22 protein-coding genes and 1 pseudogene are annotated in these 24685 nt (G+C 64.9%); 5 read left to right on the top strand and 18 right to left on the bottom strand.

The features are described from left to right. Window positions 1–84: 84 nt before the first annotated feature. Both PVE35_RS01400 and desA read right to left on the bottom strand, forming a co-directional pair. Entirely contained in the window at window positions 85–1056 is a 972-nt protein-coding gene (locus tag PVE35_RS01400) for a sensor domain-containing diguanylate cyclase (RefSeq protein WP_277373546.1), read from the bottom strand. Window positions 1057–1162: 106 nt separating this feature from the next. After that, window positions 1163–2353: a delta-9 fatty acid desaturase DesA gene (desA, locus tag PVE35_RS01395; protein ID WP_277373545.1), complete on the bottom strand. Its 1191-nt coding sequence runs from the start codon at window positions 2351–2353 to the stop codon at window positions 1163–1165. A gap of 178 nt (window positions 2354–2531) precedes the next feature. Here desA and PVE35_RS01390 point away from each other — a divergent pair, with 178 nt between their 5' ends. Beyond that, window positions 2532–4823, top strand: coding sequence for a GGDEF domain-containing phosphodiesterase (locus PVE35_RS01390; RefSeq protein WP_277373544.1), 2292 nt, complete (start codon window positions 2532–2534; stop codon window positions 4821–4823). 4 nt (window positions 4824–4827) lie between these two features. Here PVE35_RS01390 and cysW read toward each other — a convergent pair whose 3' ends face one another. From cysW to PVE35_RS01340, 10 genes and pseudogenes are all read right to left on the bottom strand, one after another. Next, window positions 4828–5655, bottom strand: a complete 828-nt coding sequence (cysW, locus tag PVE35_RS01385; RefSeq protein WP_268180612.1) for a sulfate ABC transporter permease subunit CysW — start codon at window positions 5653–5655, stop codon at window positions 4828–4830. Continuing rightward, window positions 5652–6491, bottom strand: a complete 840-nt coding sequence (cysT, locus tag PVE35_RS01380) for a sulfate ABC transporter permease subunit CysT (protein WP_268180610.1) — start codon at window positions 6489–6491, stop codon at window positions 5652–5654. The genes cysW and cysT overlap by 4 nt, the downstream gene beginning before the upstream one ends. A 255-nt stretch (window positions 6492–6746) precedes the next feature. After that, window positions 6747–7763: a thiosulfate ABC transporter substrate-binding protein CysP gene (gene cysP, locus PVE35_RS01375; protein WP_277373543.1), complete on the bottom strand. Its 1017-nt coding sequence runs from the start codon at window positions 7761–7763 to the stop codon at window positions 6747–6749. A gap of 230 nt (window positions 7764–7993) precedes the next feature. Next, window positions 7994–8209 (bottom strand): TOBE domain-containing protein, encoded by a 216-nt coding sequence (locus PVE35_RS01370; RefSeq protein WP_003242436.1) that lies wholly within the window; start codon window positions 8207–8209, stop codon window positions 7994–7996. Between the two features lie 150 nt (window positions 8210–8359). Beyond that, window positions 8360–9124, bottom strand: a pseudogene (gene ssuB / locus PVE35_RS01365) (aliphatic sulfonates ABC transporter ATP-binding protein); the annotation flags it as partial. Next, window positions 9121–9915, bottom strand: coding sequence for an aliphatic sulfonate ABC transporter permease SsuC (gene ssuC / locus PVE35_RS01360; RefSeq protein WP_277373542.1), 795 nt, complete (start codon window positions 9913–9915; stop codon window positions 9121–9123). The gene ssuC and the pseudogene ssuB, both read right to left, overlap by 4 nt. Window positions 9916–10156: 241 nt before the next feature. Further along, window positions 10157–11305: an FMNH2-dependent alkanesulfonate monooxygenase gene (ssuD, locus tag PVE35_RS01355; RefSeq protein ID WP_277373541.1), complete on the bottom strand. Its 1149-nt coding sequence runs from the start codon at window positions 11303–11305 to the stop codon at window positions 10157–10159. A gap of 58 nt (window positions 11306–11363) precedes the next feature. Then, entirely contained in the window at window positions 11364–12329 is a 966-nt protein-coding gene (locus tag PVE35_RS01350) for a sulfonate ABC transporter substrate-binding protein (RefSeq protein WP_277373540.1), read from the bottom strand. Window positions 12330–12492: 163 nt separating this feature from the next. Next, window positions 12493–13086, bottom strand: coding sequence for an NADPH-dependent FMN reductase (ssuE, locus tag PVE35_RS01345; RefSeq protein ID WP_268180603.1), 594 nt, complete (start codon window positions 13084–13086; stop codon window positions 12493–12495). A gap of 9 nt (window positions 13087–13095) precedes the next feature. After that, window positions 13096–13734 carry a peroxiredoxin gene (locus PVE35_RS01340; RefSeq protein ID WP_277373539.1) on the bottom strand — a complete coding sequence of 213 codons (639 nt, stop codon included), beginning with the start codon at window positions 13732–13734 and terminating at the stop codon, window positions 13096–13098. Window positions 13735–14025: 291 nt separating this feature from the next. On the opposite strand from PVE35_RS01340, the gene PVE35_RS01335 reads away from it, so the two are divergent. After that, complete coding sequence (locus tag PVE35_RS01335; protein ID WP_277373538.1) at window positions 14026–15051, top strand: AraC family transcriptional regulator; 1026 nt, start codon at window positions 14026–14028, stop codon at window positions 15049–15051. A gap of 148 nt (window positions 15052–15199) precedes the next feature. On the opposite strand, the gene PVE35_RS01330 is transcribed toward PVE35_RS01335, so the two are convergent. Further along, window positions 15200–16183 (bottom strand): AraC family transcriptional regulator, encoded by a 984-nt coding sequence (locus tag PVE35_RS01330; RefSeq protein ID WP_277373537.1) that lies wholly within the window; start codon window positions 16181–16183, stop codon window positions 15200–15202. Window positions 16184–16389: 206 nt separating this feature from the next. On the opposite strand from PVE35_RS01330, the gene antA reads away from it, so the two are divergent. From antA to antC, 3 genes are read left to right on the top strand one after another with little or no spacing between them, the layout of a single operon-like run. Continuing rightward, entirely contained in the window at window positions 16390–17778 is a 1389-nt protein-coding gene (gene antA, locus PVE35_RS01325; RefSeq protein ID WP_277373536.1) for an anthranilate 1,2-dioxygenase large subunit, read from the top strand. Further along, complete coding sequence (gene antB / locus PVE35_RS01320) at window positions 17775–18269, top strand: anthranilate 1,2-dioxygenase small subunit (protein WP_277373535.1); 495 nt, start codon at window positions 17775–17777, stop codon at window positions 18267–18269. The genes antA and antB overlap by 4 nt, the downstream gene beginning before the upstream one ends. A gap of 10 nt (window positions 18270–18279) precedes the next feature. Continuing rightward, window positions 18280–19314 (top strand): anthranilate 1,2-dioxygenase electron transfer component AntC, encoded by a 1035-nt coding sequence (antC, locus tag PVE35_RS01315; protein WP_277373534.1) that lies wholly within the window; start codon window positions 18280–18282, stop codon window positions 19312–19314. 99 nt (window positions 19315–19413) lie between these two features. On the opposite strand, the gene PVE35_RS01310 is transcribed toward antC, so the two are convergent. From PVE35_RS01310 to PVE35_RS01290, 5 genes are all read right to left on the bottom strand, one after another. Beyond that, window positions 19414–20928, bottom strand: coding sequence for a PAS domain-containing methyl-accepting chemotaxis protein (locus PVE35_RS01310; RefSeq protein ID WP_277373533.1), 1515 nt, complete (start codon window positions 20926–20928; stop codon window positions 19414–19416). A gap of 140 nt (window positions 20929–21068) precedes the next feature. Next, window positions 21069–22001 (bottom strand): transporter, encoded by a 933-nt coding sequence (locus tag PVE35_RS01305; protein WP_277373532.1) that lies wholly within the window; start codon window positions 21999–22001, stop codon window positions 21069–21071. A gap of 35 nt (window positions 22002–22036) precedes the next feature. After that, complete coding sequence (locus tag PVE35_RS01300) at window positions 22037–22558, bottom strand: flavin reductase family protein (RefSeq protein ID WP_268180589.1); 522 nt, start codon at window positions 22556–22558, stop codon at window positions 22037–22039. A 13-nt stretch (window positions 22559–22571) separates the two neighbouring features. Continuing rightward, window positions 22572–23810, bottom strand: a complete 1239-nt coding sequence (locus PVE35_RS01295) for a styrene monooxygenase/indole monooxygenase family protein (RefSeq protein WP_277373531.1) — start codon at window positions 23808–23810, stop codon at window positions 22572–22574. A 77-nt stretch (window positions 23811–23887) separates the two neighbouring features. Further along, window positions 23888–24682 carry an SDR family oxidoreductase gene (locus PVE35_RS01290; RefSeq protein WP_277373530.1) on the bottom strand — a complete coding sequence of 265 codons (795 nt, stop codon included), beginning with the start codon at window positions 24680–24682 and terminating at the stop codon, window positions 23888–23890. Between the last annotated feature and the right edge of the window lie 3 nt (window positions 24683–24685).

The following is a 24685-nucleotide window of genomic DNA, read 5'->3' as shown; positions in this document are numbered from 1 at the left end:
CTGCGCGATGAAACTTTTATTAATCGCCTGACGCAGGCAGCTTTCCGCCTATGCAAAGTTCATTCTTGGCGGAAAACCGCCACGTCAACCTATGACGATCTGGTTCTTGCCCTGGCGCTTGGCCCGGTACATGGCCTCGTCGGCACGGGCATAGAGAGCTTCCAGGTTGGCATCCTTGGGGGTGAGCACGGTCAGCCCCTGACTCAGGGTCACGCCGAAACTCTTGCCTTCGTGCTGGAAGCTCAGGCGCTGCACCTCTCGCTGCAAGCGCTCGGCCACCTGCAGCGCCACGGCCTGCTCGCAACCGGGGAACAAGGCGGCGAACTCTTCCCCGCCGATACGTCCGAACAGGTCATCGCGACGCAGCGCGGTGGCCCCGCAGTGCGCCAGACGCTGCAATACCTGATCGCCGACCTGATGACCATAGCGGTCATTGATCTGCTTGAAGTCATCCACATCCAGCAGCAGGAACGCCATGGGCGTACCGGATTGGCGGGCTCGCTCGAACTCGCTCCGAGCGCACTCGAAGAAGTACCGACGGTTGCTGCTCTGGGTCAGCACATCGGTAGTGGCCAGGCGGTGCAGCTCGCCTTCCAGGCGTTTCTTCTCGGTGATGTCTTCGGCGATGCCGACGATGACGGTGCCGCCCCCAAGCTCCTGCCTGGGACTGACGAAGCATTTGTCGCTGATCCAGCGTAATTGCCCATCACTGCGCAGGATGCGGTACTCGCGCTGCTCCACCGCGCCGGTCTCCAGCACCTTGGCCAGGCTTTCGGCAGCGTAATCGAGGTCGTCGGGGTAGATGCTGTTGCGCCACTCGTCGTAGTCGGCCAGCAGCAAGGCGGCGGAGCGCCCGAATATCCGCTCATAGGCAGGGCTGACGTAGATGATCCGCTGCTCATCCCAGTCGAAAGCCCAGAGCACAGCATTGACGCTGCCGAGCAAGCTGCTGAACAGTTGTTCGCGCTCACGCAGCCGCTCCACTTCGGCACGACTGTGCAGCAGCGCCAATGTCAGCTCCTCACGCTTGCTTACCGCACTATCCTGTTCGTCCATCACTGCCGCCATAGAACCCCTCTAACCCTGAAATTGAGCGTAGTGGGTTTTGGACAAAGACAAAGGCCTGCCGTTCGGCAGGCCTTTTGCCAGCAGCGCAAGGGCTTCAGGCCAATGCAGCCGACGGACGCAACGAGTAGGTCTTGAGCTGATCGGCGAACTCGCGCAGCGACTGGATGCCACTGGCCTCGGCCTCGTGCACCCATTGCTTCATCGCCTCGAGCATGTCGTGGCCGTTGCTGCTGGTCTTGACCCAGATCTGCTGCAGCGCCAGGCGCTTCTCGTAGATCACCTTGAGCGCCTGGCTCTGCGCCAGCAGGTCGGCGATGCGCGCATGATGCTGGTCATGCAGCAGGCTCGGTTCACGAGACAGCAGGCGCTTGGCGCGGTGGAAAAGGTGACGAACGGACTCGTCGGCCTTGGCCACTTCCTGTTTCACCAGCGGCGCGATCACCAGCTTGCGATACTGCGCCATGATCTGGAAGCGGTTGTTTAGGATGGCCATGGCGGTGTCCATGTCCAGGTTGCGCTTGCCTTCGACCTGATGGGCGATAGGCGCGACACGCTGCACCTGCGCCAGGCCCAGGAAGCTGAACAGCTTGATCCAGGCCCACCCCATGTCGAACTCCCACTTGCGCACCGACAGCTTGGCGCTGTTGGGGTAGGTGTGGTGGTTGTTGTGCAATTCCTCGCCGCCGACGATGATGCCCCAGGGCACCAGGTTGGTGGCGGCGTCGCGGCACTCGAAGTTGCGGTAGCCAACAGCATGGCCCAGGCCGTTGATCACACCAGCGGCCCAGAACGGAATCCACATCATCTGCACCGCCCAGACGGTCATGCCGAGCACACCGAACAGGGCCAGGTCGATGATCGCCATGAGGGTCACGCCGCCGATGGGATAACGGCTGTAGACGTTGCGTTCGATCCAGTCATCCGGGCAGTTCTTGCCATAGATGCGCAGGGTGTCCTGGTTCTTGGCTTCGGCGCGGTAGAGTTCCGCGCCCTTGCGCATGACCGTGCCCAGCCCCTTGATCACCGGGCTGTGCGGGTCGTCCTCGGTTTCACATTTGGCGTGGTGCTTGCGGTGGATGGCCGTCCACTCGCGGGTGTTCTGGCCCGTGGTCAGCCACAGCCAGAAACGGAAGAAGTGTTTGAGAGCAGGATGCAACTCCAGCGCACGGTGCGCGGAGTAGCGGTGCAGGTAGACGGTGACGCTGACGATGGTGACGTGCGTCATCAGCAGAGTGACTGCCACCAGTTGCCAGACCGAAAGATCGAGTAGACCGTTGTACCACATGAGCGCTGTTGCCTCTTGATAGGTGTAAGCGGTTTGCCCTACAAGGGCCAACCTTTCTGCATTATCCCCGAGCCATGTCAGAAAACCAGATGGACTTTTAGATAAGAATGTTTCAGCCAGGCCCATCGCCAAGGACAGCCGGCATGTACACACAATAACAGGAGCGACCTTGCTCGCCATGCGTATCGATAGAACCACCTTGCGTCTGACCCTGGCTTACCTGCTGGTCGCCTCGCTGTGGGTGCTGCTCAGTGACCAGTTGCTCGACCTGCTCGCTCCCGCCCAGTACAAGCACCTGCAAACACTCAAGGGACTGCTGTTCGTCACCTTCAGCGCCTTCCTGCTGTATGCCCTGCTGCGTCGGCATGCCATTCACTACCGCCGCGCGCAGCGGACCATGAGCACCAGCGAAGAGCGTCTGCGCCTGGCGCTGGATGCCACCCGTGACGGCCTGTGGGATCTGGATATGAACAGCCAGCGGGTGTTCTATTCGGATAGCTACGCGGCCCTGCTTGGCATCGACAAGGCCGCCCTCGGCGACACCCGCGAGCAATGGGCCGAGTACCTGCACCCCGATGACCGTCAGCGCGTGCTGGAGAAGATCGACCTCAACCTGCAAGGCACCCAGTACGAGAACGTCTACCGCCTGCGCCATGCCGACGGCAGCTACCGCTGGATCCATTCGCGTGGCCGGTTGCTGTGCAACGCCGCCGGTCAGCCCATGCGCTTCATCGGCATTGCCAGCGATATCACCCAGCGCCGCGCAGACGAAGACAGCCTGCGCCAGGCGGCCGCGGTGTTCGACGCCACTCAGGAAGGCGTGCTGGTCACCGATGCCAGGCAATGCATCGTGCACGTCAACCCGGCGTTCTCGCGCATCACCGGCTACAGCCGCGAAGAAATCCTCGGCCAGGCTCCAACCCTACTCAAGTCCGGGCGTCACGACAGTGCCTTCTACCACGACATGTGGCATGCCTTGGAGCGCCACGGCGCCTGGGCCGGCGAGGTGTGGAACCGGCGCAAGAGCGGCGAGATCTACCCGCAATGGCAATGCATCCGGGTGATTCACGATGCCCAGGGCGCGATCAGCCATTACGTGGCGGTGTTCTCCGACATCACCGCCCTCAAGCGTTCGCAGCGCGAGCTGGACTACCTGGCCCACCACGACCCGCTGAGCAACCTGCCCAACCGCCTGCTGTTCACCGAACGGGTGGCGCATGCCATGGAGCGCAGCCAGGAGTCACGCTGCGGCGCCGTGCTGCTGCTCGATCTGGATCACTTCAAGCACATCAACGAAAGCCTCGGGCATAACGTCGGCGACCTGCTGCTCAAAACCGTCGGCGAACGTCTGCAAGAAGTCATTCCCAGCGGCGTGACCCTGGCTCGCCTGGGCGGCGACGAGTTCGGCCTGCTGCACGAGCAATGCCATGAAGCGGCGCAGGCTGCCGAACTGGCGCAAATCCTGCTCAACAGCCTGCATGCGCCCTTCCGCCTCGATGGCAACGAGCTCTACATCAGCGCCAGCATTGGCATCAGCCTGTTTCCCAACGATGCCGAGGGCGTCGAACAGGTGCTGCGCAATGCCGACTCGGCGCTGTTCAAGGCCAAGAGCACGGGCCGCGAAAGCTTCGCCTTCTACGCTCAGGAGCTGACCGATTACGCCCGGCAACGGGTGGAACTGGCCAGCAGCCTGCGCCATGCCCTGGAAAACGGCGAACTGCGCGTGTTCTACCAGCCCCTACACGACCTGCATAACGGCAACCTGGTGGGCATGGAGGCCCTGGTGCGCTGGCAGCACCCCGAACGCGGCCTGGTGTCACCGGTGGAGTTCATCCCGGTGGCCGAGGAAAACGGCATGATCGGCGCCATCGACGCCTGGGTGCTCGAACAGGCCTGCGCGCAGATGGTGCGCTGGAACCTGGAGCGCAACGGCCCGCAGTTCGTCGCGGTGAACGTATCCAGCCGCCTGTTCGGTCGTGTCGAGCTGGATCTGCACGTCGCTCAGGTGCTGGCCAAGACGAACCTGAACCCGGCGCAACTGGAGCTGGAGGTGACGGAGAGCGCGGTGATGGAAGACCCCGCAGCAGCGCTGACCCTGCTGACCCGCCTGCGCGCATTGGGCGTGCGTCTGGCCATCGATGACTTCGGCACCGGCTATAGCTCGCTGGCCCGCCTCAAGCGCCTGCCGGTGCACAAGCTCAAACTCGACCAGAGCTTCGTGCGCGGCCTGCCGGACGACCCGGAAGACGCCGCCATCGCCCGCGCGGTGATCGCCCTCGGCCACAGCCTGGGCCTCAAGGTGCTGGCCGAAGGCATCGAGGAAGCGGCCCAGGCCGACTTCCTGCGAGAACTGGGCTGCGACTATGGCCAGGGCTATCACTTCGGCCATCCACAGCCCGCCGCCGTGCATGACCAGGCAAGGGCGGCGCAGCGCATTCAGGCAGCGCAGCCGCCTGCTGCGGGTAATTGAGGGATCAGGCCTCGGCGCGTTGCAGCAGGCGGCGCTGACGCCACTCCATGAAGGTCTTGAGGAACAGTGTGAGCAGCGCCATGCACGCCAGCAGCCCGGCCGCGGTGAAAGCCGCCGCTGGCTTGTAGTCGTTGTTGAGCTGATCGACCAGCAGCGGCAAGGTCAGGGTCTGGTTGATGATGGTGCCGGAGACCACCGACACCGCGCCGAACTCGCCCACCGCGCGGGCGTTGGTCACCACCACGCCGTACAGCAGCGCCCACTTGATCTTCGGCAGGCTGATGCGGCGGAAGATCTGCCAGCCGCTGGCGCCCAGGCACATGGCGGCGGTTTCTTCGTCCTGACCCTGGGCCTGCATCACCGGAATAAGAATGCGCGCCACGTAGGGTGCGGTGACGAACACCGTGACCATGACGATGCCCGGCCAGGCGAACATCAGTTGCAGGCCCTGATCGTAGAACCAGCGGCCGATGAAGCTTTCCAGGCCGTAGACCACCAGGTAGCAGAGGCCGGCGACCACCGGCGACACCGCGTAGGGAATGTCGATCAGGGTGGTCAGCAGCTTGCGCCCACGGAAATCGTAGTGGGTCACGCACCAGGCCAGACAGATGCCGAAGCACAGGTTCAGCGGCACGGTGATCGCCGCCACCAGCAGGGTCAGGCCGATTGCATGAAGCATGTAGTCTTCGTTCAGGTTGCGCCACAGCAGGTCGAGCCCACCGGCCAGGGCCTTGGTGAAGATCAGTGCCAGCGGCAGCAGCAGAATCAGTGCCACCAGCGTCAGACCGAGTGTTACCAGCGCCCATTGGCGCCAATCCTGAGGCTTTTTCATCGACCTTGCCGTTGCCATGCGAACAGACGCCCCTGCACGACCTGCAGGAGGAACAGAAGAGCCAGCGACGCGAGCAGAATCACCGAAGCGATGGCTGCGGCCGCCGGGTAATTGAATTCCTGCAGACGGACGAAAATCATCAGCGAGCTGACCTCCGTCTGATAAGGAATGTTGCCAGCGATCATGATCACCGCGCCGAACTCACCGAGGCTGCGGATAAATGCCTGCGAACCGCCGGTGACCAGTGCCGGCGCCAGGGTCGGCAGGATCACCTTGCGGAAGGTCTGCACACGGCTGGCGCCGAGGGTGCGCGCGGCTTCCTCGTATTCCGAGCCGAGATCCTGCAGCACCGGCTGCACCGTGCGCACCACGAAGGGAATGCTGGTGAACACCATGGCCACGACGATACCGGTGTAGGCATAGGCCACCTTGAAGCCCAGCCACTGACCGATCCAGCCGTTGGGCACCAGCAAGGTGGCCAGGGTCAGGCCGGCCACCGAGGTGGGCAGGGCGAACGGCAGGTCGATCAGCGCATCCACCAGGCGCCGCCCGGGAAAGTCGTAGCGGGTGATGATCCAGGCCAGCAGCAGGCCGATCACCAGCACCGCCAGGGTCGAGTAGAACGCCGCCGAGACGGTCACTTTGTAGCTCTGCACCACGCGCGGGTCGCTGATGGCGAACCAGTACTGCGCCCAGGTCATGTCGCTGACGTACAGAAGCAGCGCCGACAGTGGCAGCAGAATCACCAGGGAGAGATACAACACGCTGACGCCGAAGCTCAGGCCAAAGCCAGGCAGCAGCGGGGTCTGTCGGAAGAACAGCGTCGGTTTGCTCACGAAAAAAGCTCGGCTCTACAAATGCAGTTGGCCGCCAATAAGGCGGCCAATAGACCAATACGATGCTTGCCCAGTGTCACAACACGGATCACATGTCGACATGTGCTCGGGTGCTTTGGGGTAGGGTGCGCCGTGCGCACCGTGAAGACCGCAGTGCGTGCTTGGTGCGCACGGCGCACCCTACGAAAAGCCGTCCGACCGACAGTTGATCCGTGGTGTAACACCAGGGCGGGTTACACCCACCCTGCGTCCAGGTCAGCGACCGGCCGCCAGAAGTTGGTCAAGAATACCACCGTTGTCGAAATGCTTGGCGGTGATCTCGTCCCAGCTACCCAGCACCTCGGTCGGGTTGATCAGGCGCACCGGGGCGAACTGGGCCTTGGTCGCCTCGACCACTTCCGGGTTGTGCACGCGGTAGTTGTAGCGGGTCAGCAGTTGCTGGATGTCCTTGCTGTACTGGAAGTCGAGGAAGGCCTTGGCCTGCTCACGGGTACCGCGCTCATCGGCCACCTTGTCGACGATGGCTACCGGGAATTCGGCCAGCACGCTGACCTCCGGTACCACCACCTGCAGGTTGGCGGACTTGAACTCGTCACCCTTGGCAATGTTGATCACTTCCGACTCGAAGGTCAGCAGCACGTCGCCTTGGCCGTTCTGGGCGAAGGCCACGGTGGCGCCACGGCCGCCGGTGGGGAAGTTCTCGACGTTCTTCAGCAGCTTGCCGACGAAGGCCTTTACCTTCTCCTGGTCGCCGTTGAATTTCTCGTTGGCGAACAGCCAGGCGCCCAGGTAGCTGTAGCGGGCGTTGCCGGAAGTCTTCGGGTTGGGGAATACCAGTTTCACGTCATCGCGAATCAGGTCGTCCCAGCTCTTGATGTTCTTGGGGTTGCCTTCGCGTACCAGGAAGGCGGTGGTGCTGTAGTACGGCGAGCTGTTGTTGGGGAACTGCTTGGCCCAGTCGGCGCGCAGCAGCTTGCGCTTGGCCAGGATGTCCACGTCCGGCACCTGGTTGAAGGTGACCACGTCGACCTTCTTGCCCTGGATGATGTCCTGCGCCTGGCGCGAGGTGCCGGCGAAGGACTGGATGATCTTCACCTCCTTGCCGGTCTTCTCCTTCCAGTACTCGACGAACTTGGGGTTGATCTCGCCGAACAGCTCGCGGGCGATGTCGTAGGAGGCGTTGTGGAACGGCGTGTCGGCAGCGGCATGGCTCAGCGAGCCAGTCAGCAGGGTGGCACTGGCCACGGTGGCCAGAACGATCTTCTTCAGCATCTAAGGAATCCTTATCGAGAGCGGTGCCTGCAGGCAGGCGTTTTGATGGCTCGATTCTGCAGAAAAAGCATATAGCCGAAAAATATCTTTTTCTTATCTCTTTATAACAAGACTTGCAGAAGACGATCAGCCACAAGGGCCGACAAGGATAAGGCATGTCGCCCGGCCAGGCGAACCGAAGGCGCCAGGAAGCTTGCCCCGGCCATTGCGGCCGGGGCCATGGAGGAGCGTCAGAGCTTGGCGATGGACACCTCGGTGGACTTGACGAAGGCGATCACCTCGCTGCCCACCTGCAGTTCCAGCTCGCGCACGGAGCGGGTGGTGATCACCGAAGTGACGATACCGGCGGCAGTCTGCACGTCGATTTCCGACAGTACGTCACCGATGACGATTTCCTTGATGCTGCCTTTGAACTGGTTGCGCACGTTGATGGCTTTGATGGTCATGGGATTTTCTCCTGGGGTCGAAAGTCAGCGGCAAGCTTCAAGCTGCAAGCCTCAAGTAGAAGCCTGCGGTTCTTGCTCGAAGCTTGTAGCGTTGGTTTTTTGCTTTGCTGCTTTTACTTGAAGCTTGTGGCTAGCAGCTTGCGGCTGCTCTATGGGGTCGGGTGGTGTGGGCAAACCCGGTTGCGCCAGCACGCGGTCGAGCACGCGCGCTTCCAGCGCCGCCAATTGCGGCGAACCATGGGCACGCGGGCGCAGCAGGTGTACGTCGAGGTCGAGGCCGATCCGACCGTCCTCGATGAGGATCACCCGGTCCGCCACGGCCACCGCCTCGGCCACGTCATGAGTCACCAGCAGCACGGTGAAGCCATGCTGCTGCCACAGGCGTTCGATCAGGCGCTGCATCTCGATACGGGTCAGCGCATCCAGCGCGCCCAGCGGTTCGTCGAGCAGCAGCAGGCGCGGGCGGTGGATCAGCGCACGCGCTAGCGCCACACGCTGCTTCTGCCCGCCGGATAGCGCCGCCGGCCATTCATTAGCGCGATCCGCCAGGCCGACCGCCCCCAATGCTTCCTCGGCCTGCTTGCGCCAGTCGCCGGAAAGCCCCAGACCGACGTTGTCGATCACCCGCTTCCAGGGCAGCAGGCGCGAGTCCTGGAACATCAGGCGGATGTCCTCACGCACGGCGTCGAGCGAGCCATTGCCAGCCAGCAACTGGCCGCCGCTGGGCTGATCCAGCCCGGCCAGCAGGCGCAGCAAGGTGCTCTTGCCACAGCCGCTACGGCCCACCACGGCGACGAACTGGCCAGCCGGGATATGCAGGTCGATGCCCTTGAGCACCTGGCGCTCGCCGAAGGTTTTCTCGATCTTCTCGATGGCCAAGGGGATGCCTTGGCGAATGCTGTGCAGCGCCGTCATTGAGCACCTGCCTTGGCCTGATAAGCCGGGTGCCAGCGCAGCCACACACGTTCGAGGCCACGGGCGGCAACATCGGCCAGCTTGCCAAGCACTGCATAGAGCAGGATCGCCAGCACCACCACGTCGGTCTGCAGGAATTCACGGGCGTTCATCGCCAGGTAGCCGATGCCGGCGCTAGCCGAGATGGTTTCCGCGACGATCAGGGTCAGCCACATGAAGCCGAGAGCGAAACGCACGCCGACCAGGATCGATGGCAGCGCGCCGGGCAGGATCACCTGCCAGAACAGGGCGAAACCCTTCAGGCCATAACTGCGCGCCATCTCCACTAGCGCCGGATCGACGTTGCGGATGCCGTGGTAGGTATTGAGGTAGATGGGGAACAACGTGCCGAGTGCGACCAGGAACACCTTGGCCGCCTCGTCGATGCCGAACCAGAGGATCACCAGTGGGATCAGCGCCAGGTGCGGCACGTTGCGGATCATCTGCACCGAGCTGTCGAGCAGGCGCTCGCCCCATTTCGACAGGCCAGTGATAAAGCCCAGCAGCAGGCCGATACCACCGCCGATGGCGAAGCCGATGCCGGCGCGCTGGCCGCTGATCGCCAGGTGCCGCCAGATTTCACCGGAGGCCAGCAACTCCCAGCCGGCGGCGAGCACGGCGCTGGGTGCCGGCAGGATACGGCTGGACAGCCAGCCACTGGCCACCGCCAGTTGCCAGGCGGCCAACAGCCCCAGCGGCAAGGCCCAGGGCGCGGCGCGCAGGGCCAGTTTGTGAAGGGTCGTGTTGCTCATGCTTGCCTCGAAGAATTCTGTGCTTCTGTTCCCGGATTGCATCCGGGCTTCAAACCCTCTCCCATGAGTGGGGAGGCGGAGGCGATCCGTAGGGTGCGCCATGCGCACCAATGGCAGCGCAGGCAATCGCGGTGCGCGCAGCGCACCCTACGATTCACTCAGTAGCCGGATGCAATCCGGGGAATTCGTGCGCCAGTCCCCCTCTCCCATTTATGGGAGAGGGCTGGGGAGAGGGCGCCTTTCAACTCGCCGAAACCGCCTTCGGCAAAATGTCGCTGGCGATCATTTCGCCGAACGGGCTGACATAGCCGCGACTCTCCGGACGTTGCGGCTGGGCCACGTCCAGGTGCGGGAACAGCAGTTCGGCGACTCGATACGACTCCTCCAGATGCGGGTAGCCAGAGAAAATGAAGGTGTCGATGCCCAGCTCCGCGTATTCCTTGACCCGCGCCGCCACGGTCGGGCCATCGCCGACCAGCGCGGTGCCGGCGCCGCCGCGCACCAGACCGACACCGGCCCAGAGGTTCGGCGACACTTCCAGGTTGTCCCTCTTGCCGCCATGCAGCGCGGCCATGCGTTGCTGGCCGACGGAGTCGAAACGCGCCAGCGACGCCTGGGCACGGTCGATGGTGGCCTGATCCAGGTGGCTGATCAGCCGATCCGCCGCGGCCCAGGCCTCCTCGTTGGTCTCGCGCACGATCAGGTGCAGACGAATGCCGAAGCGCACTTCGCGGCCTTGCTTGGCCGCCTTCTCGCGCACCTGGGCGATCTTCTCGGCCACTGCGGCCGGCGGCTCGCCCCAGGTCAGGTACAGCTCGACCTGCTCGGCGGCCAGATCCTGCGCCGCGTCGGATGAACCACCGAAATACAGCGGCGGACGCGGCTGCTGGATTGGCGGATAAAGCAACTTGGCGCCCTTCACCTGGATGTGCTTGCCGTCGTAGTCGACGGTTTCACCCTCCAGCACGCGGCGCCAGATGCGGGTGAATTCGACGGAGGCTTCATAACGTTCGGCATGGGACAGGTGCAGGCCATCGCCGGCCAGTTCGTCCGGGTCACCACCGGTCACCAGGTTGAACAGCGCCCGGCCATTGGACAGACGATCCAGGGTCGCTGCCTGGCGCGCCGCCACCGTGGGCGAAATGATCCCGGGGCGTAGGGCGACGAGGAACTTGAGGTTCTGCGTGACCGGGATCAAGGATGCCGCCACCAGCCAGGAGTCCTCGCAGGAACGCCCGGTGGGGATCAGCACGCCGCCATAGCCGAGGCGGTCGGCGGCCTGAGCGATTTGCGTGAGATAGCCGTGGTCGACGGCGCGCGCGCCTTCGGCGGTGCCGAGGTACTGACCATCGCCATGGGTGGGCAGGAACCAGAAGATATTGAGGCTCATGGAGAGGTTTCCTTTTGCGAAAGCGTTGACCTAGCCCGGATGCAATCCGGGTTACGGATTACTGGGCCTGGGCAATCTTGGCCGGTGGTTGCCAGACCACCTCGGCAATGCTCAGGCGTCTGGGGATCAGCCTGAGATCGCTGAAGGTGTCGGCGATTTTCTGCTGCGCACTCGCCACCTCGGGGGTGAGCAACTGCGCCCCGTAGTTCTGCCGCTCGACGGCAGCACGGGTGATCTCGGGGGACAACCCCAGTAGCGGTGCGACCTGCGCGGTGGCTTCGTCGAGGTGAGCACGCGTCCATTCACCGATCTGGCGAATTTCCTCAACCAGCGCGGCTACCACCTCAGGATGCTTCTCGGCGAAGGGGCGTGCGGCCAGATAGAACTGGTGATTGCTCACCAGACCGCTGCCATCGCGCAGGCTGCGCGCCTGCAGTTGCTGCTCGGCGGCGGCCTGGAACGGATCCCAGATCACCCAGGCATCGACGCTGCCGCGCTCGAAAGCAGCGCGGGCATCGGCGGGCGGCAGGTACACGGGTGTGATATCGGTAATGCTCAGACCGGCCTCCTCCAGCGCGCGCACCAGCAGGTAGTGCACGTTGGAGCCCTTGTTCAGGGCGACCTTCTTGCCCTTGAGTTCGGCGACGGAAGTGATCGGCGAATCCTTGGGCAGCAGAATCGCTTCGCTCAGTGGCGCAGGCGGCTCGAAGGCCACGTATAGCAAGTCGGCACCCGCCGCCTGGGCAAATACCGGCGGCGTCTCACCTGTGGTGCCGAAGTCGATGGAACTGACATTGAGCCCTTCGAGCAACTGCGGGCCGGCGGGAAACTCCGTCCATTGCACGTTCACGCCCTGGGCGGCGAGGCGTTTTTCCAGGGCACCGCTGGACTTGAGCAGCACCAACGGGCCGTATTTCTGGTAACCGATACGCAGTGTCTCGGCTTGAGCTTGAGTGATGGCGCCGAAGGCAAGGGTCGCGGCAAACAGGGCGACCAGACTCCGACGCAAAGTATTGGCGCCCATGGCGACCTCCTTTGCGAGTTGAGTGTGGGCCTGCTTGCCCGTTGGCGGGCGAGTAAGGCGGGGAAGCAGCCGCAAGCTTCAAGCCTCAAGTCGCAAGCGGGTGCACCCGCTGTTGCTCTGGCTTCTACTTGCAGCTTGTAGCTTGCAGCTCATCGCTGCTCTTTCAGATGCTCCAGCGGGCGTTCACCAGCCGGTCATTCAATAGCTTCGGATCGATTGGCTTTGGCCGTCGTGCCAGGGCTGCGCCCAGTTGTTCCAGTGCTTCGTCGAGACGTTCGCGTAATTCATCATCGATCTGCGCGGGCCTGTCCCCTTCCGGGTAGGCGATCTGCTTGTCCACGGCGAACACGCCGGAGAGCATTTCCTGCGCCTTCAGCGCCGCCAGCACCGGCTTGAGCGCATAGTCCACCGCCAGCAGGTGCGCCGGGCTGCCGCCACTGGCCAGGGGCAGTACCACCTTGTGCGCCAGGACGCGCTCGGGCAGCAGATCCAGCAGCACCTTAAGCGCACCAGTGAACGACGCCTTGTACACTGGCGTGCCGATCACCAGGCCGTCAGCACTGGCCACCACGGCCTGCAAATGCTGCACGGCCGGGCTATCGAAGCGAGCATGCAGCAGATCCTCGGCGGGAAAATCACGCACCTTGAGCAGGCTCACTTCCACCTGCTGCACCTCGAGACGATGACGCACATGATCCAGCAGCACCTCGGTGCGCGAACGCGCCGCAGGACTGCCGGAGAGCAATACGACGTGCATGCTCGATCCTTACTTGTTGGGCTGCGGGGTCAGGCGCAGATAGGGCTTCACCGCGCGATAGCCTTTGGGGAAGCGCTGCTTGAGCTCGGCCTCGTCCTTCAGCGACGGCACGATCACCACGTCTTCACCGTCCTGCCAGTTGGCCGGCGTGGCCACCTTGTAGTTGTCGGTCAGTTGCAGCGAGTCGACCACGCGCAGAATCTCGTGGAAGTTGCGCCCGGTACTGGCCGGATAAGTGATGGTCAGGCGCACCTTCTTCTGCGGGTCGATGATGAACAGCGAACGCACGGTCAGGGTGTCGTTGGCGTTGGGGTGGATCAGGTCGTAGAGGTCGGACACCTTGCGGTCGGCATCGGCGATGATAGGAAAGTTGACCCGGGTGTTCTGCGTCTCATTGATGTCGTCGATCCACTTGATGTGCGAGTCCACCGGGTCGACGGACAGCGCGATGGCCTTGACGCCGCGCTTGGCGAATTCGTCCTTGAGCTTGGCGGTGAAGCCCAGCTCGGTGGTGCACACCGGGGTAAAGTCGGCCGGGTGGGAGAAGAGGATGCCCCAACTTTCGCCCAGCCATTCATGGAAGCGAATGCGGCCTTCGCTGGAATCCTGCTCGAAATCGGGGGCGATATCGCCCAAGCGGATGGTCATGGTGGTGTTCCTCGGCAGCGGTTGACGTGGAACTCACTATGCTCAGACTAGAAAAATATTAAAAAGAATAAATAACGATTTATTTATTCCAAAAATATAAAGGGCGTTATTCGCCCAAGCCCTCCGACTTGGCCCGACGCTTGCTCGATCCCCAGGCAAAGGCCGCACCGCTTGGTAGCGGCCCAGAAAAAACGCCACGGCTATCCACTGCCTGCAGCCACTATCCGAATACTGCAGCGTTCTGGAAGACCGTTGGTGCACAGATGCCTTGTATGAGTGCAGGAGACCGTGATGAACCTGAGTCAGAGCGTGCCCGGAGGCGGCGAGCGTTTCCAATCTACCCGCATCTTTTCGCCGGAAAACCAGTTGTTTCTCTTGAGCGATACCGACAAGGTGCGCGAGAACGTCAGCCGCGTGTTCAAACCCCACGACCTGCAGCCGACGCACTCAGGAGAGGGCGTCAGCGCCTGCATGCACCATGTCAGTCGGGGCCGGCTGTCGCTCAATCGCCTGGAATATTCCACCGATGTGATGATCGATCCGGGCCGCCTGGAACGTTTCTATCTGATTCAGATTCCCATGGCCGGTAACGCCGAGGTGCGCTGCGGTAACCATCGCTTCGATTCGACGCCACAGGTCGCCTCGGTGCTGTCGCCGCAGCTACCAGCGCAGATGCGCTGGCAAGGCGGCGCGGCGCAACTGGCCATCCGCATCGACAGCGACGACATGGCCCACCACTGCCGCCAGCACCTGGCACAAAGCCCCGAGCACCTGCCGGCCTTCGATCCGCGCCTGGATCTGAACAGCACCGGCGGTGCCTATTTCCTGCAATTGCTCGGGGTGCTGCTGGAGGCCATGGCCGACGAGCAACACCCCATTCACCAGCCGCTGGTACTGCGCCAGTTCGAGTCGGCATTGCTCAACGCCCTGCTCTACGGCGTGCAGCACGATGTGCAGCAGCAGTTGCACGAATGCAACGTGAAGAGCGTCTCGCCCTACTTCGTCAAGCGCACCGAGGAATACATCCGCAGCCACCTGCACGAGCCGCTGAGCATCGAGTGCCTGGCCGAGCAGGCCGGCGTCAGCGTGCGCACCCTGTATGCTGGCTTTCGCAACTTCCGCAATACCAGCCCGATGGCCTACCTGCGCGACCTGCGCCTGGAGCGGGTACACCAGGAGCTGACCCAGGAGCAGCAGAGTTCGGTCACCGAAGTCGCCTTCAAATGGGGCTTCGCCCACCTCGGCCGCTTAGCCCAGGAGTACAAGCGGCGCTACGGCGAGCTGCCGTCGGCCACCCTGCGTTATCGCAACGGCTGATAAAGCGCAGGTAGGAGCAGTTGTAGGAGCCGGCTTGCCGGCGATCAGTGGCCTGGGAGGATCGCCCGCAAGCGGGCTCCTACAGGGATGTTGCGCGGTGCACTCATCCGAGCATCGGTGCCCATCCCTATCGCGGATAAATCCGCTCCTAACGACGAGCGTTCTCCAACGTCTGCGAGGGACTTTCACCGAAGGCCTTGCGGTAATCGGCGGCGAAGCGGCCGAGGTGTGAAAAACCCCACTCCAGCGCCGCCGCCGAAACACTAGCCGCTGGCCGTGGCGCCAGCAGCGCGGCGCGCACGGCCAGCAGGCGCTGCTGGCGCAGGTAGCCCATGGGCGTGTTGCCCAGGTGGCGGTGAAAGGCGTCGTAGAGGCGCTGCCGCGATACCCCGGCGGCGGCCTCCAGATCGCCCAGGCCAATCTCATCACGGGCATGTTCGGCGATGTAGCGACAGGCACGCTGCAGATAGGCCGGGCGTTCGTCCGAGCCCTGCGCCGCGAGCAGCGGCGACAGATCGTTCGGCTGCGCCAGCAGCAGGCCACGGATCAGCAACGTCTCCAACTCATGCGCCAGCGCACCCTGGGCGAACAGCAGGCGCCCGGCGGCGAAATCGCGGCAGAGCTGCGCCACCATCTGCCACCAGGCGGCCACCTGCGGGTCGTTCAGATCCATGCGCGGGGCGAACTCCACCGCGCCCGACACGGGGCGCTGCAACCACTGCTCGGCCACCTGCTGCACGGCCTCGCGGCGGAACACAACCTGCCATTTGCGGCAATTGCCGGCCAGCTCCAGGGCCTGGGGCACGCTCGGCGATACGACCAGCCCTTGGCGCCGGTCGGAACGCAGGCTGCCCTGTGGCCCATGCAGCATCTGCCGGCCACTGATCGGCAGGCTGATGCTGTAGCCATCCAGACGGCTGAGCGTGCCCACGCCGATGGTCACGTCGGTGCCATAGGCCACGCGCCCGAGCACCGTGCCCAGGCCCGGCAGGCGCAGGCCATCGTGCTCGAAGCTCAGCCGCGCCGGGCGCCGCACCTCCAGTTCGTGCGGCCCGCAGATCGAGGCCATCCAGGCCTGGGCGGCGTCGGGGTTGCAGTGAGCGGCATGCAGGGCGGCGGCCATGAGGGTCATGACGAAACTCCTCGAACAGGGGTCGAGTAGCAGTCTCCACGCACGCGCCGGCTAGAACTATCCATTTCCTGCAGTTCTTCCCCGCTGCAGGCAACTATCGACCGCGTTCCAGAAAAAACGGATAGCACTTCACGATTCAGCGGATAGTTCGCGAACCGGCGCGGGGCTTCAATCGGGGCGAGTCTCCCCTACAGAGGACACCCCTGATGAGCATGCGCAGCGTTTCCCAATGGCAGGACTACATTCGTGGCTGCCTCGACTTCCGCCCTGCCGAGGGCGTTTACCGGGTCGCCCGCGACCTGTTCACCGAACCCAAGCTGTTCGACCTGGAGATGGAGCTGATCTTCGAGAAGGTGTGGATCTATGCCTGCCACGAAAGCGAGATCGCCCAGCCGAACGACTTCATCACCATGCGCGCCGGGCGCCAGCCGCTGATCATCACCCGTGACGGCAACGGCGAACTGCACGCGCTGATCAACGCCTGCCAGCATCGCGGCGCCACCCTCACCCGCGTCGGCAAGGGCAACCAGTCCACCTTCACCTGCCCCTTCCACGCCTGGTGCTACAAGAGCGACGGGCGTCTGGTGAAGGTCAAGGCGCCGGGCGAATACCCGGAAGGCTTCGACAAGGCCACCCGAGGCCTGAAGAAGGCGCGCATCCAGAGTTACAAGGGCTTCGTCTTCGTCAGCCTGGACACCCAGGGCAGCGACTCACTGGAAGACTACCTGGGCGACGCCAAGGTGTTCTTCGACATGATGGTGGCGCAGTCGCCCACTGGCGAGCTGGAAGTGCTGCCGGGCAAGTCCACCTACACCTACGACGGCAACTGGAAGCTGCAGAACGAGAACGGCCTGGACGGTTATCACGTCAGCACCGTGCACTACAACTACGTGTCCACCGTGCAGCACCGCCAGCAGGTCAACGCCGAGAAAGGCGGCGCCAGCAGCACCCTGGACTACAGCAAGCTGGGCGCCGGCGATGCCGAGACCGATGACGGCTGGTTCTCCTTCAAGCACGGCCACAGCGTGCTGTTCAGCGACATGCCCAACCCCACCGTGCGCCCCGGCTACGCCAGCGTGATGCCGCGCCTGGTGGCCGAATACGGCCAGGCCCGCGCCGAGTGGATGATGCACCGCCTGCGCAACCTGAACATCTACCCGAGCCTGTTCTTCATGGATCAGATCAGCTCGCAACTGCGCATCGTGCGCCCGGTGGCCTGGAACAAGACCGAGATCATCAGCCAGTGCATCGGCGTCAAGGGCGAATCCGCCGCCGACCGCACCAGCCGCATCCGTCAGTTCGAGGATTTCTTCAACGTCTCGGGCATGGGTACGCCGGACGATCTGGTGGAGTTCCGCGAGGCCCAGCGCGGCTTCCAGGCGCGCCTGGAGCGCTGGAGCGATATCTCTCGCGGCAGCCACAAATGGGCTGAAGGGCCGACGCCAAACAGCGAGGCCTTGGGCATCCAGCCGGTGCTCACCGGCACCGAATTCACCCACGAAGGCCTCTACGTCAACCAGCACCGCGCCTGGCAGCAACGCCTGCTCGACGGCCTGGCGCACAAAGCCCTGCAACCTGCCGAGGTGTCCGCATGAACCCGAACCTGCACTACGCGGTGGAGCAGTTCCTCTACCGCAAAGCCGCCCTCTGCGATGCCCAGGACTGGGACGCCTACATCGAACTGTTCGATGAGAACAGCGAGTACCACCTGCCGCAGTGGATCAGCGAGCACGAGTACGTGCAGGACCCGCAGCAGGGTCTGTCGTACATCTACTACGCCGACCGCTCGGGCCTGGAGGATCGCGTGTTCCGTCTGCGCACCGGCAAGTCGGCGGCCTCCACGCCGCTGCCGCGCACCCTGCACCAGATCAGCAACCTGCGCCTGCATCGGCTCGACGACGGCCAGCTCGAGGCGAAGGTCGGCTGGAACACCCTGTACACCCGCCACGGCGTTTCTGAGCAGTTCTACGGCCAGGCCACCTACCACCTGCGCGAGCTGGGCGAAGGCGACTTCCGCATCAGCCGCAAGCACGTGTTGCTGCTCAACGACACCATCAACTCCGTGCTCGACTTCTACCACCTCTAGGAGGCACGCCATGAGCCATAACGTCGCGCTCAGCTTCGCCGACGGCAAGACGCTGTTCATCGGGGTCAAACCCGGTGAGCTGCTGCTCGACGCCGCCCTGCGCCAGGGCATCAGCCTGCCGCTGGACTGCCGCGAAGGCGTCTGCGGCACCTGCCAGGGCCGCTGCGAAGCGGGCCGCTACCAGCAGGATTACGTCGACGAGGAAGCCCTCAGCGAACGTGACCTGGCGCAGCGCAAGATGCTCGCCTGCCAGACCCGCGTGCAGTCCGATGCCGCCTTCTACTTCGACCTCGACTCCAGCCTGTGCCACGCCAACTCGCTGGAGCGGGTCGAAGCCGTGGTCACGGCGCTCGAACAGGTGTCGCCGAGCACTGCCATCCTCCACCTCGACGCCCTCACCCAGGGCGGCACCCTACGCTTTCTACCGGGCCAGTACGCACGCCTGAAGGTGCCGGGCACCGATCAGTGGCGCGCCTACTCCTTCGCCAACCGGCCCAACGAGCAGAACCACCTGCAGTTCCTCATTCGCCTGCTGCCCGACGGGGTGATGAGCAACTTCCTGCGCGAGCGTTGCCAGGTCGGCCAGCACCTGGAGCTGGAACTGCCCCTGGGCAGCTTCTACCTGCGCCAGATCGAACGGCCGCTGCTGCTGGTGGCCGGTGGCACGGGGCTGTCGGCGTTCCTCGGCATGCTCGACGAGATGGCCGAGCGCGGCGGCTGCGGCCAACCCGTGCGGCTGTTCTACGGCGTGAACCAGGACGCCGACCTGTGCGAGCGCGAGCGTCTGGAGAGCTACCGCGGGCGCATCGCCGACTTCGACTATCTGCCGGTAGTCAGCCAGCCCTCACCGGCCTGGAGCGGCCTGCGCGGCTACATCCCCGAGCACTTCGACCGCAGCGCGCTGGCCGCCCAGCCCTTCGACATGTACCTGTGTGGCCCGCCGCCGATGGTCGAGGCGGTGCGCAGTTGGCTCGACGAGGCGGGGCTGGTCGACACCCGCCTGTACAGCGAGAAGTTCCTGCAAAGCGCCGGTGCCCGGCGCTGATCGAGTAAGGCTGGCACCTGCGCCACGTGCGTGGGGAGCCGGCTTGCCGGCGATCAGGGCATCGGCGGATCGCCCGCAAGCGGGCTCCTACAGGCCACCTCAACGATCGAAATAGCGCGCCAACTGGATCAATGCCGCCGCCTGCTCATGCAGGCTGGCGCCCAGGCGCTCGACCTCGCGGGCCTTGTCCGCACTCTGCGCGACGTCGGCAACGGCGCCCTGCACCTGCTCGTCGAGCAGGCCGATGACCTGTTCCTGCTCCTGCATGGCCACGGCGATCTGCTGGCCCAGGGCGTTGACCCCTTGCAGGCGTTCATCCACGTCTTCCAGGCCATGCAGCATCTCGCGCAACTGGCCGTCGGTGTCCTGTGCCAGCGCCTGGCAGCGCCCGGCCTGTTCGCCATTGCGCTCGGCCGCCTGTTGCAGGCGCTCCAGCAGCGGGCGGATCTGCGCCGTCGCCACCTGGGTGCGTGATGCGAGTTGGCGCACCTCGTCGGCCACCACGCCGAAGCCGCGCCCGGCCTCGCCAGCGCGCGCCGCCTCGATGGCGGCATTGAGCGCGAGCAGGTTGGTCTGCTCGGCAATCTCGGCGATCAGGCGGGTGAAACCGGCGATATCGCCGACCGCCGCACCCACCTGCCGAGCCGCCGTGGCGGCATCGGTCACCGCCATGTCGAGCTGGCCCAGAGCCGCCTGGGCACGCTGGGCGAGCTGGCGGCTATGGCTGGTCTGCGCGCTGGCATCGGCGGTGCCCTGACTGGCGCCATGCACGTTGCCTGTCACCTCCTGGATGGTCGCCGCCAACTCGTGCAGAGCAGTGGCAGCCTGATGGTTGCTGTCGCGCTGCACGTCGAGGCGCGCCGCCTCGTGACGGATCAGGCTGGCGACCTCGGCGGCGCGCTGTTCCAGTTGACCACCGGCGGCACCAATGCGCAGCAGCGCCGTCTGCAAGCGTCGCGCCTCGCTGCGCAGGGCCAGGACCAGACGCCCGGCCAGGGGTTCATCGTCGAGAAAACCGGACAGCCAGGGATCGCTGCATAGCACTCGGCCACCTTCCAGCAGGCTCTGCACACGCCGCGCCTGGCGCCGCTGCGAGAGCAGCCCCGCGCCCAATACGCAGCCCAGTGCCAGGCCCTGTTCGGCCCAGCCCATGGACAACAGCGACGCGCCTGCCAGCAAACCGGTCGAAGCCGCCAGCCAGGGCCAGGCGCCGTGCAACCAGCCGCGCAGGGCGCGCCCCGGTGTCCGCCCACGGCACACCCGCGCCAGGCCCCGTTCGGCACGCCGTTGCGCGGCCTCGTCCAGCGGTTGGTACAGCGCGCCATAACCGCTGATGCCCAGTGCGCCATGCACCGGTTTGATATACAGCTCCAGCCACAATGCCCGGCCATCGCGATGGCGGTTGCACAGCGGGCCGAGCCAGGTGCGTTGCTGGCCGAGGGTGCGCCAGAGATGAGCGAACAGCGCTGGCGGCATGTCGGCATGGCGCAGCAGGGCGAAGGGTTGTTGCAGCAGTTCGTCAGCCCGGTAGCCGTGGTATTCGGCGAAAGCCGGGGTGCAGAAAGTGATCCGCCCGTTGAGGTCGGTGCGGCAAATCAGCGGATGGTCGTCCATCGCGGCTCTCCGGTTCGGGCCACCGGCCAGCCTCGGCACGCCCGAGTCGCGGCCGGTAGCGGACAATCACAGGCGCCAGCACGGCGCGCCAGAAAAAGGCCTGCCGGAGGGGCGCCGGCAGGCAATCGATGCAAGCGGGATCAGAAGTGGTGGATGTAACGCACCTGCAGGCGGCTGCCATCCGGGCGGTTTTCCACGTCCTGCTCGAAGTAGGCGTTGACCACCAGGTGGTCTTCCTGAGAGAAGCTGTACATCGCCCCCGGGCCAATGGCCCAGACCTTCTCGCGGCGGCCGGAGACCTCGTGGCCGTCGACCTTGGTATCGCTGATCTGCTTGAGCCAGTAGCCGTTGAGGCCCAGGCGCAGTTGCGGAGTGACCGCGTACTCGGTGGCAAAGTTGGCGTGCAGCGCCTGCCCGGCCTGGATGTCGGACACGTCGCCGAAGGCATAGCTGGGGTCGTCATTGCGGAAGTTGTACAGGTAGTGCGCACGCACCGAGGCCGACCACTTGGGGTTGAACCAATAGGTCGCCGCCCAGTAGGGGTTGAACGACACCGCGTTGTTGCCTGGGTTGATGTCGCGCTTGTCGCTGTACTCGCCGGTCGGCAGGTTCACCTGCAACTCGATGCGGTGCACGAAGCGCGGGCCGTCCGGGCCCATGATAGGGTCGAACTGGATGAACGGCCCGACCAGCAGATCGCCCATACCATCCTGTGCCTTCAGCGCGGCGTTATTCAGGCCGTCATCCACATCCATCTTGGTGACGATCGGCAGTACGGTGTTGAGACCGAGACTAGCGTTGCCCAGGCGCAGATTGGACAGGTAACTCACCTGCGTCACCGCCACCTGGTAATCGAGTTCGGTCTTCGGCAGACCGATGCGATCACCGTTTTCATCGCGCAGGCGGTCGGCGCTGTAGCGCTGGTAGTACTGCTGCAAGTACCAACCGGGGCCAGCCGGCAGGCCACCGTCGAGAAAGCTGGTCAGCCCCAGGTTGACCACGGGCAGGTCATAGGCCTGGGCGCCGCTGGTGGCGATTGCCAAGGCCAGCGGCAGGTAGCGGATCTGAGACATGCAAGGCTCCTGTATTTGTCGTTTTGGCGGCAGGCTCAGAGGGCGGTGGCAGGATGCGCGACGGCGACCCGGTACTGCCCGGCATGGAAGACCAGCGGTTCTCCGCCGCTGTGTCGGTAGTGCTCGATCTCACCGAGGAAGATCAGGTGGTCGCCGCCCTCGTACTGCGTGCCGTTACGGCACACCAGGGTGGCGATGGCGCCATTGAGCAGGGGCACGCCAGCCGGCCCTTCCTCGCAATCGATGCCGGCGAACTTGTCCGCTGCAGGTCGAGCGAAGTGCCCGGACAGGCCATGCTGGTCGCTGCCCAGCACGTTGATAGCGAAGTGGCTGGCGGCGAGGAAGTCCGGCAGGCTCGGCGCCGTGCGCGCCAGGCTCCAGAGCACCAGCGGCGGGTCGAGCGATACCGAGGAGAAGGAGTTGGCGGTCATGCCCACCCGGCGCCCGTCGGCGGTGCGGGTGGTGATCACCGTCACCCCGGTGGCGAACTGGCCGAGCAGGTTGCGCAGGCTGCGCGGCTCGACACCCTCGACTGCGATAAGCGTGGAATCGGTCATGGCGGTCTCCTGATCAGGCGGCACGGCTCATATGGCTCTGGATGAAGTCCTGGCACTGCGCGGCGTCGAACCACCAGGGCGCGAAGCGGCGCGGGTCGTCGAAGGCGTTGGCGATCTGCGCGGCGATGGCCTGCGACTGGCTGGCGGCGCCGAGCAGTTCGAGGATGTGCGGTGGCGGCGGGGTGAGCAGGCTGTTGGTCCACTTGACCACCTGGCCGGCGTAGTCCCAGTAGCGCTCGAAGGTCTGCTGCATCCACTCCGGGGTGAAGGCGGCGTCGCCCTGGACGAGGATGGCGTCGAGGTAGACCTTGCTGCACTTGGCGGCGTTGTTCGAGCCCTGGCCGGTGATCGGATCATTGACCACCAGGGCGTCGGCCATGCCGAACACCGTGCGCCCGGAGGGCAGGCGCAGCACTGGCTTGCGCACCATGGGGGTGAAGCGCCCGGCGAGCACGCCACCGGCATCGGTCAGCTCCAGATTGCGGCAGCGCTCGGCCTCCCAGGGGGCGTAGCGCTGGACGATCTCCAGGCTGCGTTCGAGGTGCTGCTCGGGCGAGGTGACGTCCTGCCAGCAGTCCATGGGGCCACCGGGCACGCCCTCGAAGACCATGATCTCGCACGGCCCGCTGAGGGTCAGGGCGGGGAACACGAAGTACTCGCCGACGCCGGGAATCAGGTTGAAGGCCACCCGCGAATAGGGCGACTTGGGCGTCATGCCCTTCACGTAAGTGAGCGCCAGGGCGCGTTGCGGCTGCTGGAACACGGTGCGCTCGGTGTCGCGGGCGAACAGGTTGACCACCTCGCCCTTGCCGGCGGCGAGCAGGGTCAGGTCATGGCTCTGGGTCAGTTGCTCCAGCTCGGGCAGGCCGACGTCCTGGATGATCAGCTCGCCGCCACGGCGCTCGAACTCGTCCATCCAGGCCGGCATCTTCAGGCGCTGGTCGACGGCCTGGGCGTAACGATCCAGGCGCGCACTCCAGTCGATCAGCTTCTCGCCCGGGCGCTCGGGGTTGGGCACGCTCAGGCCGATGCCTTCCACCGCTGGGCATTGCTCCTCCCAGAAGTTCAGGCCGAGGTCGCGCTCGGTCTGCAGGGCGTTGTTGAACATGCATTGGCTGGACATCACCTTGCCGCTGCGCACCTGCTCGCCTGTGCGATTGGTGGTGAGGGTGACGTGGTAGCCCTGGGCGAGCAGGCCGATGCCCAGTTGCAGGCCGGCCTGGCCGGCCCCGACGATGGCGATTCGACGCATGGGAGTCCTCCGGGGAGTCGAGTGACGGGTTGGGGTGAAACCGTTGAAAAGGCGCCAGAAGGGATTGCTCATGGGGCTCACTCCCGTTCGGCGAGACGTGGGATGGCCGGCTGGTTGCGTTCCGGGCCCATCACCGAGTAACCACCGTCCACCGCGTAGTCGGCGCCGGTGACGAAGCTGGCCGCCGGCGAGCAGAGGAAGGCGACCACCTGGGCCACCTCCGCCGGCTCGCCCAGGCGCCCGAGCAGGTGGAAGTCGGCGGCGACACGGTCGGCATGGGCGCGGTCGCCGCCACTGACCTCGGCGATCACCCGCGACCAGGTCCAGCCCGGCGATACCGAGTTGACGCGGATGCCCAGCGGCGCCAGATCCATCGCCATGCTGCGGGTCAGTTGCAGCATGGCGGCCTTGGACACCGGGTAGATCCAGCGCCCGGTCTGCGCGCACTGCGCGGAGATCGAGGTGAAGTTGACCACCGCGCCACGACGCGCCTGCAGGTCGGCGCTCAGCGCCTGGGTCAGCATCACCGCCGACACCAGGTTGATGTCCAGCGCGCGCAGCCAGTCGGCACGGGTCGAGGCCAGGCCGTCGTCGAGGTAGGTGCAGGCCAGGTTGACCAGCAGATCGACCTGGCCGAACTGCCCGTGAATGCGGGCGATGGCCGCCGCCACGGCGGCATCGTCGGTCAGGTCCAGGGCGATGAACAGCGCGCCGCTGCCCAGCTCATCGGCCACGGCGGCGCCCTGCGGGTCGATGTCGAGAATGGCTACGCGGGCACCGGCGGCGAGCAGCGCCTCGGCCACCGCGCGGCCGATCAGGGTGGCGCCGCCGCTGATCACGGCGACCTTGCCGTCGAGACTGTGCAGGTTCATGGC

The sequence above is a fragment of the Pseudomonas sp. AA-38 genome (assembly GCF_029457475.1).
Classification (GTDB): Bacteria; Pseudomonadota; Gammaproteobacteria; order Pseudomonadales; family Pseudomonadaceae; genus Aquipseudomonas.
This window is presented reverse-complemented; position numbering and strand designations above follow the sequence as displayed.